Annotated in this window: 18 protein-coding genes; 2 read left to right on the forward strand and 16 right to left on the reverse strand. The window is 75.8% G+C overall.

Annotation, left to right across the window (positions count from 1 at the left end):
- The 14 genes from EAD96_RS21645 to EAD96_RS21715 all read right to left on the reverse strand — a co-directional run.
- Positions 1-521 (reverse strand): phage tail protein (locus tag EAD96_RS21645; RefSeq protein WP_121685589.1); only part of this gene is annotated, 521 nt, incomplete at its 3' end.
- Positions 502-3,123 (reverse strand): putative baseplate assembly protein, encoded by a 2,622-nt coding sequence (locus tag EAD96_RS21650; protein WP_121685590.1) that lies wholly within the window; start codon positions 3,121-3,123, stop codon positions 502-504. The genes EAD96_RS21645 and EAD96_RS21650, both read right to left, overlap by 20 nt.
- A complete protein-coding gene (locus EAD96_RS21655; RefSeq protein ID WP_121685591.1) occupies positions 3,120-3,560 on the reverse strand; it encodes a GPW/gp25 family protein in 441 nt (146 codons plus the stop codon). The genes EAD96_RS21650 and EAD96_RS21655 overlap by 4 nt, the downstream gene beginning before the upstream one ends.
- Positions 3,557-3,895, reverse strand: coding sequence for a hypothetical protein (locus tag EAD96_RS21660; protein ID WP_121685592.1), 339 nt, complete (start codon positions 3,893-3,895; stop codon positions 3,557-3,559). The genes EAD96_RS21655 and EAD96_RS21660 overlap by 4 nt, the downstream gene beginning before the upstream one ends.
- Positions 3,895-5,475: a phage baseplate assembly protein V gene (locus EAD96_RS21665; protein ID WP_233586124.1), complete on the reverse strand. Its 1,581-nt coding sequence runs from the start codon at positions 5,473-5,475 to the stop codon at positions 3,895-3,897. Before EAD96_RS21665 ends, EAD96_RS21660 begins: the two co-directional genes overlap by 1 nt.
- 100 nt (positions 5,476-5,575) lie before the next feature.
- The gene (locus tag EAD96_RS21670; RefSeq protein ID WP_121685593.1) at positions 5,576-6,334 is read right to left on the reverse strand and encodes a hypothetical protein; all 759 of its coding nucleotides are present in this window, start codon (positions 6,332-6,334) and stop codon (positions 5,576-5,578) included.
- 1,623 nt (positions 6,335-7,957) lie between these two features.
- Positions 7,958-8,440 (reverse strand): phage tail protein, encoded by a 483-nt coding sequence (locus EAD96_RS21680; protein WP_013286679.1) that lies wholly within the window; start codon positions 8,438-8,440, stop codon positions 7,958-7,960.
- 1 nt (position 8,441) lies between these two features.
- Positions 8,442-9,716, reverse strand: a complete 1,275-nt coding sequence (locus EAD96_RS21685; RefSeq protein ID WP_121685595.1) for a phage tail sheath subtilisin-like domain-containing protein — start codon at positions 9,714-9,716, stop codon at positions 8,442-8,444.
- Positions 9,717-9,733: 17 nt separating this feature from the next.
- Positions 9,734-10,414, reverse strand: coding sequence for a carboxypeptidase-like regulatory domain-containing protein (locus EAD96_RS21690; protein ID WP_121685596.1), 681 nt, complete (start codon positions 10,412-10,414; stop codon positions 9,734-9,736).
- Positions 10,411-11,019 (reverse strand): glycine zipper family protein, encoded by a 609-nt coding sequence (locus EAD96_RS21695; protein WP_121685597.1) that lies wholly within the window; start codon positions 11,017-11,019, stop codon positions 10,411-10,413. The genes EAD96_RS21690 and EAD96_RS21695 overlap by 4 nt, the downstream gene beginning before the upstream one ends.
- Before the next feature lie 13 nt (positions 11,020-11,032).
- A complete protein-coding gene (locus tag EAD96_RS21700) occupies positions 11,033-11,377 on the reverse strand; it encodes a hypothetical protein (protein WP_091417656.1) in 345 nt (114 codons plus the stop codon).
- Positions 11,378-11,518: 141 nt separating this feature from the next.
- The gene (locus EAD96_RS21705; RefSeq protein WP_233586125.1) at positions 11,519-12,346 is read right to left on the reverse strand and encodes a DUF3153 domain-containing protein; all 828 of its coding nucleotides are present in this window, start codon (positions 12,344-12,346) and stop codon (positions 11,519-11,521) included.
- A 145-nt stretch (positions 12,347-12,491) separates the two neighbouring features.
- Positions 12,492-12,965 (reverse strand): nitroreductase family deazaflavin-dependent oxidoreductase, encoded by a 474-nt coding sequence (locus EAD96_RS21710; RefSeq protein WP_121685598.1) that lies wholly within the window; start codon positions 12,963-12,965, stop codon positions 12,492-12,494.
- A 92-nt stretch (positions 12,966-13,057) separates the two neighbouring features.
- Positions 13,058-14,047 (reverse strand): LacI family DNA-binding transcriptional regulator, encoded by a 990-nt coding sequence (locus tag EAD96_RS21715; RefSeq protein WP_121685599.1) that lies wholly within the window; start codon positions 14,045-14,047, stop codon positions 13,058-13,060.
- A 117-nt stretch (positions 14,048-14,164) separates the two neighbouring features.
- On the opposite strand from EAD96_RS21715, the gene EAD96_RS21720 reads away from it, so the two are divergent.
- Positions 14,165-15,424: an MFS transporter gene (locus EAD96_RS21720; protein WP_120569610.1), complete on the forward strand. Its 1,260-nt coding sequence runs from the start codon at positions 14,165-14,167 to the stop codon at positions 15,422-15,424.
- 87 nt (positions 15,425-15,511) lie between these two features.
- Positions 15,512-15,844, forward strand: coding sequence for a hypothetical protein (locus EAD96_RS21725; protein WP_120569611.1), 333 nt, complete (start codon positions 15,512-15,514; stop codon positions 15,842-15,844).
- 10 nt (positions 15,845-15,854) lie between these two features.
- On the opposite strand, the gene EAD96_RS21730 is transcribed toward EAD96_RS21725, so the two are convergent.
- Positions 15,855-16,217, reverse strand: a complete 363-nt coding sequence (locus tag EAD96_RS21730) for a CrcB family protein (RefSeq protein WP_120569612.1) — start codon at positions 16,215-16,217, stop codon at positions 15,855-15,857.
- Between the two features lie 37 nt (positions 16,218-16,254).
- On the reverse strand, positions 16,255-16,454 hold a 200-nt coding region (locus tag EAD96_RS21735; protein WP_147457914.1), incomplete at its 5' end, for a CrcB family protein.

Genomic DNA, 16,454 nt, shown 5'->3' on the forward strand with positions numbered 1-16,454 from the left:
GAGGGCGGGTCGGCCGGGGCCCCGGCGACGACCTCGACGGTGACCGCGGCCGGTTTCTCCGCCTCGACGATGCGGGTGACCAGCGCGAGCCGGTCGGCGGCGGCAGGTGGCACCCGCACCACCAGGTGGAACGGCCGCTCGGGCGGTTCGTCCAGCACGAACCCGGTCACGCCGGTGGCCAGCTCCAGCGCGGTCCGCATCCCGTACGGGGTGCCGCGCCACCGGGCCAGCAGCGCGCCGTGCGCGACCAGGTCCCGCAGCCGGCCGACCGGCAACGGCAGCGGCGCGTCGGCGCGGGGCGCGGCGACCACGTGGTCCATCGCCACCCAGCGCGTCAGGTAGGCCACGAACCCGTCCGGCGTCCGGTACGGCCCGAACAACGCGTCGACGTCGGCGAGCACCGCCTCGTCCGGGGCGTGCAGCGCCTCCATCACGTCCAGCAGCGCGCCCAGCACGCTGCCCGGGCCGGCGGCCCGCTGGTACGCGGCCGGTAGCAGCCGCTCAATCGCCGCTCGGCGCATCCTGCCGCACCACCTCGATGTCGTGCTCGCCGGAGCAGAGCAGCCAGGTGCCGGGGACGGTGACCACGTCGGCGGTGGCCTGGTTGGCGCTGGGCGTCCAGTCCTCGCCGTCGCCGCTGCGGAACACGCCGCGTTCGCCGCCGGCCAGCACCAGCCGCCCGGCGCCCGACGTGCCGGTGGGCGCGGTGGCGGCGATGGCGTCGACCGGTACGAACCGGGTCCGGTCCCGCAGCGGCAGGCCGCAGTTCACCATCACCGGCGACCACTGCGGCTGCCCGGCGAGCGTGTCCAGGCGGACCACGCCGCCGCTCTGCGTCGCGGCGAGCGCCAGCGGGCCGCTGAACGCCAGGTCCCGGCAGGTGCCGCCGATCCAGCCGGACGCCATCGACTGCCACTTCACGTCCGACTCGAACAGCCGGGTGCGGTGGCAGCCCTGACCGGGCTTCTTCGGGTCCGGTTCGCCCGCGCCGCACCACAGCAGCGTGGCCGGACCGTCGTACTGGACGGCGAGCACCCGGTTGTCCACGTTGGCGAGGCCGACGTGGGCGAACGTGCCGGGCCGTCCCGCAGCGGTGGACAGGTAGACGCCGAATCCGGCCTGCGCGGCCACCGCCACCCCGGGCGCGCCGCGCTCGGAGACGAACGCGCGCACCGCGTAGAAGCCCCGGTCGGCGTCGGCCGGGTCGACCAGGATCTGCAACGGCACCGCGCCGGGCAGCAGCGGCACCTCGTACAGGCCGGTGTCGGTGGCCAGCAGCAATGCGCCGGTGCCGTCCCGGTCGATCCAGGCCAGGTCGCGTACGCCGGAGTCGAGGTCGGTCAGCAGCGTCCACGTCTCACCCAGGTCGGTGCTCAGCCGGACCCGGGAACCGCCGGCGTCGCGGGTGGTCACCACCGCCACCGAACCGGCCCGGGGCACGACGCCGGGGCGTACCGGGGCGGGCGCGGGCACCACCCGCACCACGGTCTCGTCGTCGAACCGGCCGGCCGGTTCCCAGCCCGCGCCGGCGTTGGTGGAGCGGAACAGCACCGGGCCGCCGCCGGCGTACCAGGTGTCGGCCTGGTACTGGTCCACCGCCACCGTGCGCACCTGCGCGTCCGGCGCCTCGTCGACCACGAACCGCACCGACTCGACGTAGCGCACGCCCGGCTCGGCGTGCTCCAGCATCCGGTACACGTTGGAGGCGCGCAGCGGCTCGCCGAACGCCCAGCCGGCCGGGTTCAGCGGCGTGGGCAGCGGGCTGAGCGTCTGGTGCAGCCGGTCGTGGATGCGGCGGCGCACCGCGTCCACGTCCTCCTCGCGGCGTACCACCACCCGCGCCTGGATGGACACCGCCTTGTAGCGCGCCCAGCCCGCGCGCACCGCCGTACCCAGGGCGCGGCGCCGCTCCAGGTCGGCCTCGACCCGGCGGCGGGCCTCCTCCACCTCGTGCTCGCGCAGCACCGCCACCGGCAGCCGCCCGCCCGGACGGGCCGCCTCCGGCACGTACGGCACCAGCACCACCTCGACCTCGCCGGGCCGGGCGAAGCTGTAGACGGCGGCCCGGGTGAACGCCCGCGCCCGCGCCACCGCCCCGGAGCCGGTGGCCAGGATCTCGAAGTCCCGGGCGGTCACCGCGCGCTGCTGGGCGAAGAACTCGTACGGCCCGCGCGCCAGCACCGACTCCAGCGACTCCAGGTCCCGCCCGCCGGTGGCCGGCTCCGGGTTGTCCACCTTCACCCCGGGCAGCGGGTCGCGCAGGCTGGTCAGCACGCCCGCCGCGACGTTGCCGGCCGGGCCGCCGCCGCAGCGGTACCAGAGCCGCACCTGCCGCCCGGCCGGCGGCACCGCCGCCACCGTGGTCGCCCCGGCCGCCCCCTCGACGGCCGGGGCACCCACGTCCGGGCGCAGGTCCAGCGCCGGGGCGAACGTGACCACCCCGGAGGCCCGGTCCACCAGGTAGACCTTCGCCTGCGGGCCGACGCCGGCGAAGCTGTCCACCGGCCGCCAGATCTCGTACGTGCGCCCCTCGTGCTCCCGGGCCGCGGCACCCAGCTCCACCGAGCCGGCCGGCACCTCCACGCCGAGCAGCAGGTCCAGCGCCTCGGTGGTACGCGTCAGCGGCGCGCGGGCGGCCCGGAACACCTGACCGGGCTGCCCGGTGCCGGTGCCCAGCAGCTCCGCCTCGACCGGTTCGCAGTGGTGCACGCGTACCGTCGCAGTGGTCTCGCCGGCGGGCAGCACCGCCGGTTCGGTGGTCACGAAGACGACCGGCCGGGGGTCCGCGCCGCGGGCCGCGGCGACGCGGGTGCCGGCCGGCACCCGCACCGGGCCGCGGTCCGGGCCGGTGCGGGTCAGGCGCACGTCCGCCCAGGCCGCCGCCGGTGGGTGCCGGGTGACGCCGAGCAGGTTCAGGAACGCGACGTACGCCTTCTCCGGCAACTGGTTCAGCCGGTAGATCATCACTTCGGTGAGGTAGGCGAACGCCTCCAGCAGGGCCATGCCCGGGTCGTGCGCGGACAGGTCGGTCCAGTCCGGGCAGGACCGGGCGATGCGTTCCCGCGCCTCGGTGACCAGGTCGAGGAAGGCGCGGTCGTCCAGGTGCGGCACCGGCAGCGTCATGGCGTGCCCTCCTCGTCGGGGGTTTCCTCGTCGGCGGGTAGCAGGTCGACCGAGAACACCAGGTGCCCGGGGGAGAGGCTGGCCCGGACCCGGTAGTCCAGCCGGATCACCAGGCGCCACGGGTCGTCCGGGTCGGGACCGGCGTCCACGTCCAGCACCTCGATCCGGGGCTCCCAGCGCCGGATCGCCTGCCGCACGTAGTGGATCGCCAGCCCGGCGGTGGTGTCGTCGTTGGGCGCGAAGACCAGCCGGTGCAGCCGCGACCCGTACCCGGGACGCATCAGCCGCTCCCCGGGCGTGGTGGACAGCAGCAGGTACAGCGCCTGGCGTACCGTCTCGTCGCCGTCGGTCATGGCGAGCCCGCCGGCGGCGGTGAGCGCGAGACCACCGGCGCGGCCGGCGTCGAAGCCGGCGCCGACGAAGCGGAAGGCCCTCATGCGTCCGCCCCCAGGAAACCCTGCCGCACGTCGCGGACCTGGTGGTGCACGGTGCCCGGCGGGGTGCCGTCGGTGAGGCCGTCCAGGTGCGACAGCACCACCGGCTGCCGGTCCACCCGCACCCACGTGCTGTAACCCACAGTGACGGTCAGCGTGTGCAGGCACGGTTTGATCGTCGGGCCGTAGTTCGGGCAGGCGGTGATGTCGCGCCCCTCCGGGTCGGGGCGGATCAGCACCGGCACGGCCTGGACCCTCACCCAGTCCTGAGACGGGCGGTTGCGTACCCGCCCGTCGTGCCCGCAGGTGATCAGCGAGTCGCGGTGGATCCAGCGCATCAGCCACCTCCGGCGGAACGGGCGAGCGTACGGGCCTGCGCGGCGGCGGTCTCGGCGTCCTCGGCCGCCGGGGCGTGCAGGAAGTCGACGGTGCGGCCGCGCACCACGACGGCCCGGCCGGGCGCGGAGAGCACCAGGTCACCCGCCGCGTGCACGGTGGTCAGCTCGGGACGCAGCTCGACGAAGCTGCCCGCGTCGGTGGCCAGCCGCAGCGTCCGCCCGTCGTCGTCGATCACGATGGACTGGCCGGTGCCGGTCCGCATCGACCAGCGGCGCGAGCGCCCGGACACGATCCCCGCGTCGTACGGCTCGATCGCGCCGAACAGCGAACCGAGCACCACGCCCGAGGCGGGTTCGCCGCCGGGCAGCGCCACCAGCACGGTGTCGTCCGGGTCGGGCAGCGCGACGATCCCCTTGCCCCGGCCCGCGCCCGGGCAGAGCACCGCGAGCCAGCCGGCGTCCAGATCGCCGTACGCGGGGAGCGTCACCCGGGCCCGCCCCAGCCCGTCCGGGTCGTCGATGTCGGTGACGGTGCCGAGCGTGACAGTGGCCGCCGGGGGCGCGGCCGGCGGCGGCGGGCCGGGCGGCGCCGTGGAGAACCGGGTCAGGTGCCCGTCCGCGTCCACCGTGTGCACCACCTCGGTGAGCACGTACACCCCGGCCAGCGGCTCCGGGACGCCGGCGAGGGCGATCCGCCGGCCCGGCCGCAGCGCCGGGTCGCCCTCCGCGGTGCCCTCGGCGGTGACCAGCGCCGCCACCCGGGCGTCCAGCCCGGCCTGAGCCAGCGCGGCCAGCTCGTCGTCGCTGCGGCCCGGCTGGTCCACAGCCGTACGGACACCGTCCGCGCCGACGTCGCCCGGGTCCGGGCGCAGCGGGATGCGCCGCCCGCTGCGCGCCTCGCCCGACCGCTGGCCCAGCGGCTCCGCGCGTTGCGGATGCCAGCCGAGCACGGCGCACTCCGCGCCCGCCCGGTCCAGGTTCTCGGTGACCCGCAACGCGTGCACCGTCTCGCCGAGCGTCAACGGCAGCGGCTCCCCGTACCCGTCCAGCGTGAACAGCCGCAACCGGTCACCGTCGACGCCCAGGTGCAGCCCGGCCCGCCCGGCCACCTCGCACAGCAGGTCCAGGTCGGTGTGCCGGTGCTGGAGCAGCCGGTCCAGGCGCGGCCCGTCGTCCTCGGCATCCACACTCAACCCCAGCCCGGCGCACAGCTCACCGGCCAGCTCGGCGGCCGTCACCGACTCGAACACGCGCAGCTCCTGCCGCTTGCGCAGCCGGTGCAGCGGGTCGTACGCCCGGATCCGGGCCAGCGCCGCACCGTCACCGGCGTACTCCCGCTCGACGGCCGTCACCTCGCCGGTGAACAGCGCCTCCGACTGCCCGTCGAGCCGTACGTCGACTGTGGCGCCGGGGCGTACCGGGGGGTCGAGCGGGCCCGCGCCGGGCGCGGCGGTGAGCGTCAGCTCGCACTGCGCCGGCCGGTCCAGGCGGGCGGCGACGCGGATGCCACGCAGCCGGGACGGGTCGGCCAGCGGCCTCCCGTCGATCGTGACCAGGGCGGCCCGGCTCACGGCGCACATCCGGCGGTCGCCGGCCGCGCGGCGCTTCTTGTCGCGTCGCCGCTCAGGGGAGTCGTGTTCGCGGGGGCGGGGTGGCGCGGGGCGCCGGTCGCGTGGCCGGTCACGGGGTGCCTCCCGTGGTGACGGCGTCCGTCGGGGACGTGGCGGCGCCGACCGGCGGGACGGCGAGCGCGGTGCCGGCCGGCACGGTCAACGGGTCGGTGATCCGGTTGTGCTCGGCGAGCAGCCGCCACCGCAGCGGCGAGCCCAGCGCGTCGTGGGCGAGCAGGTCGAAGCGGACCCCGGACCAGCCCGGCTCGGCCGCGCCGTCGGCGGCGGCGACCACCGCGGACCCGGGCGCGACAGCGGGTGTGCTCGCCGCCGCCAGCTCCTCCTCGAACCCGGCGCGCGCCGCCTCCGCGCCCTCCGCGACGCGGACCAGCTTCAACCGCAGCCAGGACCGGCGGGGCGTACCGGTGAGGGTGAACGCGTCGAAGCGTTCCGCGATCGCGGTGATCACGCCGGGGACGTTCCAGGTCTTGCCCCAGACCAGGCGGACCAGCGGCGGGCGCAGCCAGCCGTGCTCGACCGCCGAGTTCTCGGCGAGCATCCACAGCGGCCGGGTCAGCGCGCGGACGTCCTCGGGCCGGGCCGGCGCCTCCACGAAGTCGACGTCGAACAGCAGATCGAGGACCAGTTCGGTACGCCCGCCGCCGGTGAAGACGAGCGGATCGTCGGCCAGCCCGGCGCCGGTGAGTGGCCCGTCCGGCCCGCCGCGCGGGCGTACCCCGGCCAGCCGGGTCACCTGCACGGTCTCCGGGTTGAGCAGGCAGTCGACCCGGGTGCCGGACTCGTCCACGAGGAAGGCGACGCGCTCCATCAGTCACCCGCCTGTTCCCGGTCCAGCCGGGCCGTGTCACTCCACGGGGTGGCCCGCGTCGCCGGGGTCCACCACGCCGGTTCGCCCGGTAGTGCCGGCCACGGATCCGCGTGTGAGCTGCCGTCGGTCGCCCGGGCCGCGCCGGTCGGGTTCGTCGCCGGGGCCGGGCCGGCGTCGTCCGGCAGCGCCGGCCAGGGGCTGCCGGGCGTGGGCCGCGCGGGTCGCTGCCCCGGTCGCGCCCGGGAATCGCCGCCGGGGGCCGGGTGACGCCCGTTCGGGTACGGCGAGCCCGCGGCCCGCCCCGGGTCGTGTCCGGCCCGTCCCTGCCATCCGTGCGGTGACGCGGCCGCGAACAGGAGCGGGAGTACGTCGTCCCGAGCGGGCGACGGTTCCGTCCCGGGGTCGTCGGCCCGGTGCCGTTCCCGGCTCCGGTCGGCCCGAGCGCGCCGCGTGAGGGCGCCCGCCCGATCCGCGCCGAGGCCGGGCCGCCCCGTGGCCGGTGACTGCCGGTCCGGTCCGCCCGACGTCGGTGTGCCGGGTGATCCGGCCGTGCCCGTGGCGCGTGATCCGGCCGTCTCCGTGCCGCCGGTGGTGCGCGCCGTACGCGCCGACCCGGCCGCACCGGTCGAACCGGCCGTGTCCGGCCTGCGCGCTGTGCCCAGCGTTCGTGCCCCTCCCGGTGTGCCCGCCGATCCGGTCGCGTCCGCGTCGCCTGCTGTCGTCGGCCGGCCCGGCCCTGTCACGTACCGGGATGCCGGCGGGAGGCCAGACGCCGCGACGGTGTCGGGGCCTGCGTCATAGCGGCTGAAGGCGGCACCGGCCGCCGGTGCCGAAGACCCGGCTTCGACCGATCCGCTTCTCGCCCTCGCCCGTCCCGTTCCGCGCCCTGCTCCGGCCGGCCCGTTCCCTGCTCCGGCCGGCCCGTTCCCTGCTCCGGCCGGCCCGTTCCCTGCACCGGCCGACCCGCTCCCTGCACCGGCCGGCCCGCTCCCCGCATGGGCTGCCCCGCTCCCCGGCCGGGCCGATCCGCTTCGCGGGCCGTTCCATGTAGACGCCGCCCGAGTCGATCCTGCGCCGGCGCGGCTCGCTGCTGCGCCCGGCCCGGCCGATCCCGGCGGCCGGCCGTCGACCTCCGCCGGCTCCCGGCTCCCAGCTCCCGGAACCCCCGTCCCGCCGAACGGGACGCCCTGAAGATCTTGGTAGGAAATGGCCCCTGTGGGGGCCGTTTCGTACCAAGATCTCGACGACGAACCCGGATCGGCCCCGTGGGGACGGCGCGTTCGGGAACGGGGTGTGCCGAAGCGGCCGGCCAACAGCGCCTTCCATCCTCGCCACAACCGGCCCATCCCGCGTCGGCCCGGCTCATCCCGTCGCGTCCGCGTCTGGTCCGGGCTGCCGTTCGCGGTCGGATCGGTGAGAAGTCCGGGCTCGACGGGGGACGGGGGTGGAGGTAGGTCGCGCAGGAGGCCGGGGGCGTGCGCCGCGACCAGGCGCCGCCAGTGCTCGGGCGGCTGACCGGGAGGACGCGACACGTCCTCCGGCGAGACCGGTGAGCCCGGTGCGTCCGACGAACCCGGTGCGGACAACCGATCGGCGGTGGCCCGCAACGCGCGGGCCAGCCGGTCACGCGGTCGCCGGGGCGGCGGCACCGCCGGCCTCCAGCTCCAGGCCCTCGTACGCCAGGGTCAGCGCCTCGATGGCGATCTCCTGCGACAGCGTGTTCAGGTGCGCGCCCCGCCACCGGGTCGGCCAAGCGTTGATCATGTTCCAGCGCAGCACCTCGGCGGTGCCGGCCGGGTCCAGCAGCACCACCGACACGTTGCGCCGGTTGACGGTGCCCTTGGCGGCCGCGTTCACCCAGTCCCACAGCTCGCGTGAGCTGGTCAGGCCGAAGTGGAGGGTGACCGGGGCGTACTCGACCTGGCCGGGCACGGCCCGGATGCGCTCGTTGCCCGCCTCCCGGTACGACAGCGCCGGTATCGCCACCTCGAAGCCGCTGACCTCGGTGAAGTGCCCGTTGGTGATGCCGTTGATCAGCAGTTTGAAGTGGTACGCCCGGTACGGGTCGACGGGTGCTCCGGGCTGCGGGGTGGCCGTGGTGGGCATGTCAGCCTCCGATCGTCTCGGTCTCGGTGCCGCCGGCCCACTGGCTCAGCTTGAACACCACGAACTCCGCGGGCTTGACCACCGCGATGCCGATGTGGGCCACCACCATTCCGGCGTCGCGGACGTCGGCGGGGTTGGTCTCCTCGTCGCACTTGACGAAGAACGCCTCCTCGGGCGTACGGCCGAGTAGTGCGCCGTCACGCCAGACCCGGGTGAGGAACGCCCCGATGTCGCGGCGGATCGAGCGCCACAGCGTGAAGTCGTTCGGCTCGAACACCATCCAGCGGGTGCCGCCCGCGATGGCCTGCTCGATGGAGATGGACAGCCGCCGCACGTTCAGGTAGCGCCACTCGCTGGCCTCGGCGGCGAGCGTACGGGCGCCCCACAGGCGGATCCCCTCCCCGGCGAAGAAGCGGATCACGTTGACGCCCTTGGGGTTGAGCACGTCGTGCTCCGGCCGGGTCACCCGGTACGCGAGGTCGACGGCGCCGCGTACCGGCTCGTTGGCCGGTGCCTTGTGCACGCCGCGCAGCGCGTCGGTGCGGGCCCAGATGCCGGCGACGTGCCCGCTCGGCGGGGTGAGCACCAGGTCGCCGCTGAGCGGGTCGCGGACCCGGATCCACGGGAAGTAGAAGGTGGCGTAGTCCGACTGCCGGGGCCGGTCGCCGCCGGTGCCGGGCGGCTCGCCGTCGCCGTCGCCCGGCGTACCCTCGGCGGGCTTGTCGGCCGACCCGGCCGATGCGGCCGACCCGGCCGATGCGGCCGACCCGGACCTGGTTGGCTTGCCGGGCGTGGCGACGCGGGTGAGCCGCGAGACGTCGGTGACCTCCGGCGGCGGGTCGCAGATCGCCACCATGGTGCGCAGCCGCTCGGCCATGCTGATCAGGGCCTCGTGCGAGACCGGGTCGTGGTAGCCCGGCGCGGCCAGGATGGAGATCTCGTCGATCGCCTCCAGCAGTTGCAGGCCGCCGCGCCGTCCGCCGGTGCCGGTGAGCTGGCCGCCCTCGCCGACGTTGACGATCCAGCAGCGGGTGCCGCCGTTGTCCAGGAAGCCGAACACGGCGCGGGCCAGCGGGGTGCTCTCCAGGTGCTCGCCGTCGGCGTACAGCCGCAGGAACTCGGTCCAGCTGTTCACCGCCAGCGCCTCGCCGACGTGGGCGCCCCGGTCGGGCGCGATCCCGACGAACGCGGCGGTGCTCATGCCGACCGGCCCGATCGGGCGGGCCCCGCTGGGCACCTCCTCGACGTAGATGCCGGGGGAGAAGTAGGTGGGCATCGGTCCTCCTCGGGACGTCAGTCGGGGGCGCGGACGACGATCAGGCCGTCGCCTTCCGGGTCGAGTTCGGCGGTGTGGACGCGCCCCGCGCCGGTGAGCCGGATCCGCACCGGAGCGTCCGGCGCGTCGGGGTCGTGCGGGACGCCGACCAGCCGGAACCGGCCGGCGGCGTCGGTCTCGGTGGCCTGGGCGGCGCCCACCAGCTCCACCCGGACGGCGGCGAGCGGCTGGTCCTGCGGCCCGACCACCCGCCCGTCGAGCGTGCGCATGGCGAGCTGCCGCAGCCGCAGCGGCTGGCGTACCGGTGGCGCGACCGGGACCGGCCGCTCCACCCGGGCCGGTGCGTCCAGCAGCAGCGCGGGCCGGGGCGCCACGCCCAGCGCCCGCCACAGCGCCGGGTCGCCGGCGGCCAGCACCAGCTCCGGCCGGCCCGCCGTGGTGGCGGCGGCGAGCACCCGGTCCAGCGCGGGCAGCGCCGCCGGCCCGCCGCCGGCGACCAGCAGGCGGACCACGAACCGGTACGGCTCGCGCGTCGCGCCGCCGGTCGCGGTCTGCCGGGCCGGCCGCAGCTCCAGCGGCCAGACCGTGAGGCCGCCGCCGGGGTCGTCGCGCGGCGGACCGACCGGTACGGGCTCACCCGCGGCCCCGGCCAGCCAGCTCGCGACGTCCGCGACGGCCGCCTCGATCGCGCCGGTCATCGCGGTGGCGTCCCCTGGATGCGGTACGCGATGGCCTCGTTCCACACGTGCGGGTAGACGCCGATCTCGAAGTAGCGGGTGAACCGGTTGATCGGCGCGTTGGTGTGGTCGTGCCAGAGCAGCCACACCGGCGCCACGGTGAACAGCACGTAGTTGAGCGCGACCAGCGGCAGGTAGAACGGGCCGAGCAGCCGGGCCTGGAACACGTGCACGTCCTCGTGCCGCTGGATGCCCGGGCTGGACCCGGCGCAGACCGTGCCGATGGTGGTGGCGTACCGGGGGGAGACGCCCTCGACCACGTTGACCCGGCCGCTGCCGGCCGAGACGACCCGGTCGAGCTGGTGGCCGAAGACCAGGTGCAGCGCCAGGAACAGCGCCCCGGCGAACGTGTTGAGCAGGCTCCAGGTGTGGTCGACGACGAAGAGGAAGATCCCCTTCGGGTCGGCGCCGTACGTGCCGGCCGAGGCGGACGCCCAGCCGAACGGCGCGCCGAGGAGCAGTCCGACGACCGCGCCGACCAGCAGGCCGACGGTGCCGGCGGCGAGTTGCCCGAGTGCGGCGCCGAAGACGACCTGGACGGCGGCGCTGAGGATGCCGAAGATCATGGGGTCACCTCTCTCAGACCCAGGAGCGGACGAAGCGGGGCTCGTGCCCCTGGGCGAGCTGGGTCGGCGACGCCTGCGTCGCCTGCCGGTTGCCCGGGGGGAGCTGGTTGACGCCGAGCGCGGCGGAGAAGATCACCAGCCCGTTGAAGAACGCGATGACCCACTTCTCCGGGCCGGCGTCGGTGGCGAACGCGGCGGTCAGGTACGACAGCAGGAGCGCGAAGCCCAGCGCGATCCACTTGCGCGCCTTGTCGCCGCTCGGGCCGATCAGCCCGCCGATGACGTTGGTGGCCAGCAGGGTGGCGGCGCTGGCGCCGGTGAGGCTGCCCAGGGCGGCCCAGGTGAAGAGATCGTTCACGGCGATCCCCCTCTTTCCACTGTGCGGTGGTGCGGTCGGGGTGGATGGTGCGGCGGCGTCCGGGGCGTACCCCGGGGTCCGCCCGGTGTGTGGTGGGCCGCCGGCGCGGGCGCCGTCGGTGGTCGGAGGGTCCGGCTGGGCTCAGGCCGGCGGACCGGCGGGCGGTGCGGGCGCGGCCGGGGCGCCGGGTGCGGGCGGAGCGCCGGTGCCGGCCGGGGCCGGACCGGTGGGCGTCGCCGCGGGTGGAGCGGCTCCGCGGGAACGCCGCCGCAACAGCAGCACCACCGCGACGGCGACGACCAGCAGCAGGACGACCACGCCGGCGACGACCGGCAGCCAGGGGAAGGAACCGTTCCCGGTCACCACCGCGGCCGGGCTGGTGGCGGGCGGCGGGGGCGCCTGGGCGACGGCACGCAACTCGGCCGGCTTCGGCTGGTTGGCGACCACCTTCCAGCTGACCGAACGCCCGTTGATCGTGCCGTTGGTGTCGAGCACCCGGCCGGGGAACGTCACCGAGATCTCGAACTCCATCAAGGTCATGAACGCCTGCTGCTGGCGCGGATCCTGCTGGCCGAACTTGCCGCCGTATTTCTTCGGGTCCAGCGGGAGCGAGAAGCGATAGAGATCTTCGTCCCGAACAAGATTCACGCTTTCGCTCGTGAATTGCGCCAATGGCGTTTTCCGGTACGTGATCTGAATGCCGTACGAGGTGGCGTCCTCGTACCGGGTCTCCGCCCCGGGCGGAAGTGAGGGAATGTTCGGCCGCAGTTCGGCGAACGCCACCGCCGGGTCCGGGTTCCGCTGCTTGAGCACGGACTTCGGCGCGGTGAGCAGGAGCTGACCGGAGACGGTGTCGTCGTCGTTCACGGTCAGCCCGAGGTTGAGCTGCATGCAGCCGCTCAATATCGCCACGAGGGCGAGACACACCGCGAGGCCGAATGCCCGGCTGCGGCGGAGTCTCGTATTCATGCGGCAAGTGTGAGCGCCCACGCCGGGCGCGACAGTCAGCGATCAGCCGCCTTCGTGTCGCCGATCTTACCGGCCGTCTCTCCCATTCGGCCGACCCGCGGAAACCGCCGCGCTCGATATTCTGGAGTTTTGTGCCCGAGCCTTTTCACCGGGTGTCCGCCGGCACGATCCGGAACACCGGAACACCGGCGGCGACCCGGGCGAAGTCGGCGAGCGGGGCGTGCCGGTCCACCGGCACGTGCGCCCGGGCACCAGGGGCGAGCGCCAGGTGCCGGCGCAGGACCGGTGGCCGCTGCGCCACCGGCACCTCGACCAGCCGGACCGGCTCGCGGCCGCGACGGCGCAGCACCACCCGCCCGCCCGCGGCGCGCACGTTCGCCACCCAGTTGGCCCGATCGCCCAGCATCGACACGACGTACCGCTCGCCGTCGAGGTCGGCGACCACGATCGGCACCGAGACGGTCCGGCCGGTGCGGCGGCCCGGCACCTCCATCGTCACCCAGTGCCGCGGGGCGAAGCCGGCGCCGTACTGCCAGGCCGACAGCGCGTTCATCATCCGGGCCAGCCGGTTCGGCCGGCCGCCCCGGTACATCCATCTGGTGGGTCGCCACCGCCGCATCGGAAACTCCCTTCCCCGCCCTCCATTAGCGGACGGCGCTAGGGAGACGGCCAGGGCCGGCCGGCCCGGACGGGACCGGGCCGAGTGGCCGGTCAGGCGCTCTCCCGGGTGACCAGCGTCGACGGGAACGCGGTGCTCGGGGCGGCCGGCGCGCGCGTCAGCACGGCCGTGGCCGCGGCGGCGGCGATCCGGTCGACCGGGTGGGTCGCGGTGGTCAGCGGCGGGCTGCTGATCGCCGCGTACGGCAGGTCGTCGAACCCGGCCACCGCCACGTCGTGCGGCACCCGCACGCCGCGCCCGCGCAACGCCGCGATCACGCCGAAGGCGGTGGCGTCGCTGGCCGCGTAGACCGCGTCGGCGTCCGGCCACCGGCGCAGCGCCTCCAGCGCCGCCCGGCCGCCCTGTGCCGTGGTGAAGTCGCCGGTGACCAGCCGCTCCGGCGACCCCGACTCCCGCATCAGCTCCCGGTACGTGGTGACCGACCGCTCGGCGCAGCTCAGCCAGCGCGGACCGGTGACCATGACGATGCGGCGCCGGCCGGTGGCGTACAGGTGACGCAGCACCTCGCCCGCGCCGCCGGCGTTGTCGACGTCGAACGACGGCACCGTCGGCGAGCCCTGGCCGATCGAGACGACGCGACCGCGCAGCCTCGGCGGCACCGCGTCCAGCGCCGCCTGGGTCGTGTTGACCAGGATCACGCCGCACACGCCCCGGTCCGCGCCGAGCCGGGCCAGCCCCGACGGGTCTGCCAGCGGCAGCCACTCCAGCGCCACGCCGACGCCGTGCGGCGCGCACACCCGCGACGCCGCGCTCACCACCCGGTGCACGTACGGGTCGTCCAGCACGGTGTCGTCGCGGCCCACCACCGCCACCACCAGGCGTACCCCGGCCCCGCGCACCAGCGCCCGGGCCGCGAGGTCCGGTACGTAGTCGAGGCGCTCGGCGGCGGCCCGCACCCGGGCACGGGCGTCCACCGAGGTGAACCCGTAGCCGCCGAGCACCCGGGAGGCGGTGGCCCGGGACACCCCGGCGTCGCGGGCCACGTCGTCGAGCGTGGCGGGACGTGCGGTCGGCGTACCCATGCCCGCATCATGCCTGCTCCGGCGCGGATGGGCGAAGCCATAACGGCGCTTGTGGTGGAAGCGCTCTCAGGTGTGCGATTGTCGTCGGGATCAGACGGGGGAAGGGATCACCACACCGTGAGCAGCACCATCGACGCACCGGCCGGGAAGCGGCCACCGGCGCCCCGGGCGGTGCTGACCGCCCGCAACGGCGTCGCCGTCGTCTTCGCCCTCAACGGGCTCGCGGTGGCGAGCTGGTTCTCCCGCGTCCCGGCGGCCCGCGAGGCGCTCGACCTCAGCCCGAGCCGGCTCGGGCTGCTGCTGCTCTGCGTGTCGGCGGGCTCGCTGCTGGCCATGCCGACCGCCGGTCTGGTCACCCAGCGGCTCGGGCCCGCGCGCACGGTGGCCGTGTCGGTGGTGCTCGTCTCGCTCGGCCTGACCGGCGCCGGTCTCGCCGCCAGCCTGGCCGGATCGGTCGTCGGCGTCGGGTTCGGGCTCGCCGCGTTCGGCTTCGGCTCCGGCATGTGCGACGTGGCGATGAACGTCGAGGGTGCCGCGGTGGAGAAGCGCCTCGGCTACACCATCCTGCCCCGGTTCCACGCCGCCTGGAGTCTCGGCTCGGTGGCCGGGGCCGGGCTCGGCGCCGGCGCCGCCCGGCTGGACGTACCCGTCGGGGTGCACCTGCCGGTCCTGTCCGTGCTGGTCCTGGCCGGCACGCTGGTCGGCGCCCGGGCGTTCCTCGCCGCACCGGCCGAGGGGGCCGGCGACGGGGAGCCGGCGGCCCGGCGGCGGGCGCTGCTGGCCGCCTGGCGCGAGCCCCGCACCCTGCTGATCGGGTTGCTCGTGCTGGTCATGGCGTTCACCGAGGGCAGCGCCAACGACTGGCTCGCGGTGGCGTTCGTGGACGGGTACGGGGTCGACGAGGCCGTCGGAGCCGCCGTGTTCGGCGTGTTCGTGGTGGGCATGACGCTCGGCCGCACCGTCGGCACCGTCGCCATCGACAGGTGGGGGCGGGTGCCGGTGCTGTACGCGACCATCGCGACCGCGTCGGCCGGTGCCGCGCTCGCCGTGCTGGCCGGGTCCGGCCCGCTCGCCGTGGCCGGCGTCGCGCTGTGGGGACTCGGCGCGTCGCTCGGCTTCCCGGTCGGGATGAGCGCCGCCGCCGACGACGAGGACCGGGCCGCGGCCCGGGTGAGCGTGGTGGCCGTGATCGGCTACACCGCCTTCCTCGCCGGGCCGCCGCTGCTCGGCTTCCTCGGCGACCACTTCGGCGTGCTGTCCGCGCTCGGCGTGGTGCCGCTGCTCCTGCTGCCCACGCTCGCGCTGGTGCCGGTGCTGCGTGAGCGTCCCGCCGCGCCGGACGCGCAGGCCGGCACCCCGGCGGCGAAGGTCGGCTGAGCCGGTCCAGCCGACTCCCACCGCGCTCCCAGCCGCCTGCCAGGCGGGCGTGCTGCACTGGAGCGAACGCGAGGAGAGGAGGCGGGCATGGGCTGGTTCAGCCGCCGGGCCGCCGACCCGACGACGCCCACGAAGCTCGACCGCGAGGCGACCAAGGAGGACCTGGCGCAGCTGGAGGCGTTCGTCACCAGCCGGCGCGGGGTCGAGTTCTACCTGGAACCGGAGACCACCGCCACCGACACCACAGTCGTCGCCATCGCGCACGACGGCGAGTGGATCCGCCGCCGTACCGGCTCGCCCCGGGTCGCCGGCAGGATCGCCCAGAAGCACGCGGTGCCGCTGTACGAGGCGGCCCGCACCGGCTATCCGGAGCGGATGCGGGCGTGGAACCGGGCCCACCCGGAGCGCCGGGCCCGCTGACCGGCGCCGGTCAGCCGGTCAGCGCGGTGACGACCGCGTAGCCCAGGAACGCCGCGCCGAGCCCCGCGACCACACTGAGCGCCACATTCGCGTACGCGAGGCGGCGCTCGCCGGTGCGAGCCAGGCGCAACGTCTCGTAGCTGAGCGTGGACCAGGTGGTCAGCGCGCCGCAGAAGCCGGTGCCGACCAGCGCGGTCACGGCCGGGCCGACGGGCGCCGCGAGCAGCCCGCCGAGCAGCACCGACCCGGCCATGTTGACGGTGAGCGTGCCCCACGGGAACGGCGAGCCGTGCCGGGCCTGCACCGCCCGGTCGGTCAGGTAGCGCAGCGGGGCGCCGATCGCGGCGCCGAGCGCGATCAGCAGGACCGTCATCGGTCCGCCCAGTGCCGGGCGCGCAGCAGCGCGACGGTCACCGCCGGCCCCCGTCCCGGGCGGCCAGCAGCCGGGCGGTCACCGCGTCCCCGGCCGCGACCGCCGCCAGCGCGGCGAGCACCGTCGCGGCCAGGTAGGCGCCCGCCGTACCGGCCGCGCCGTCGGTCAGCAGCCGCTGCGCGTCGACCGCGTACGCGGAGAACGTGGTGAACCCGCCGAGCACGCCGACGCCGAGGA

The organism is Micromonospora sp. BL1 (assembly GCF_003667485.1).
Taxonomy (GTDB): domain Bacteria; phylum Actinomycetota; class Actinomycetes; order Mycobacteriales; family Micromonosporaceae; genus Micromonospora; species Micromonospora tulbaghiae.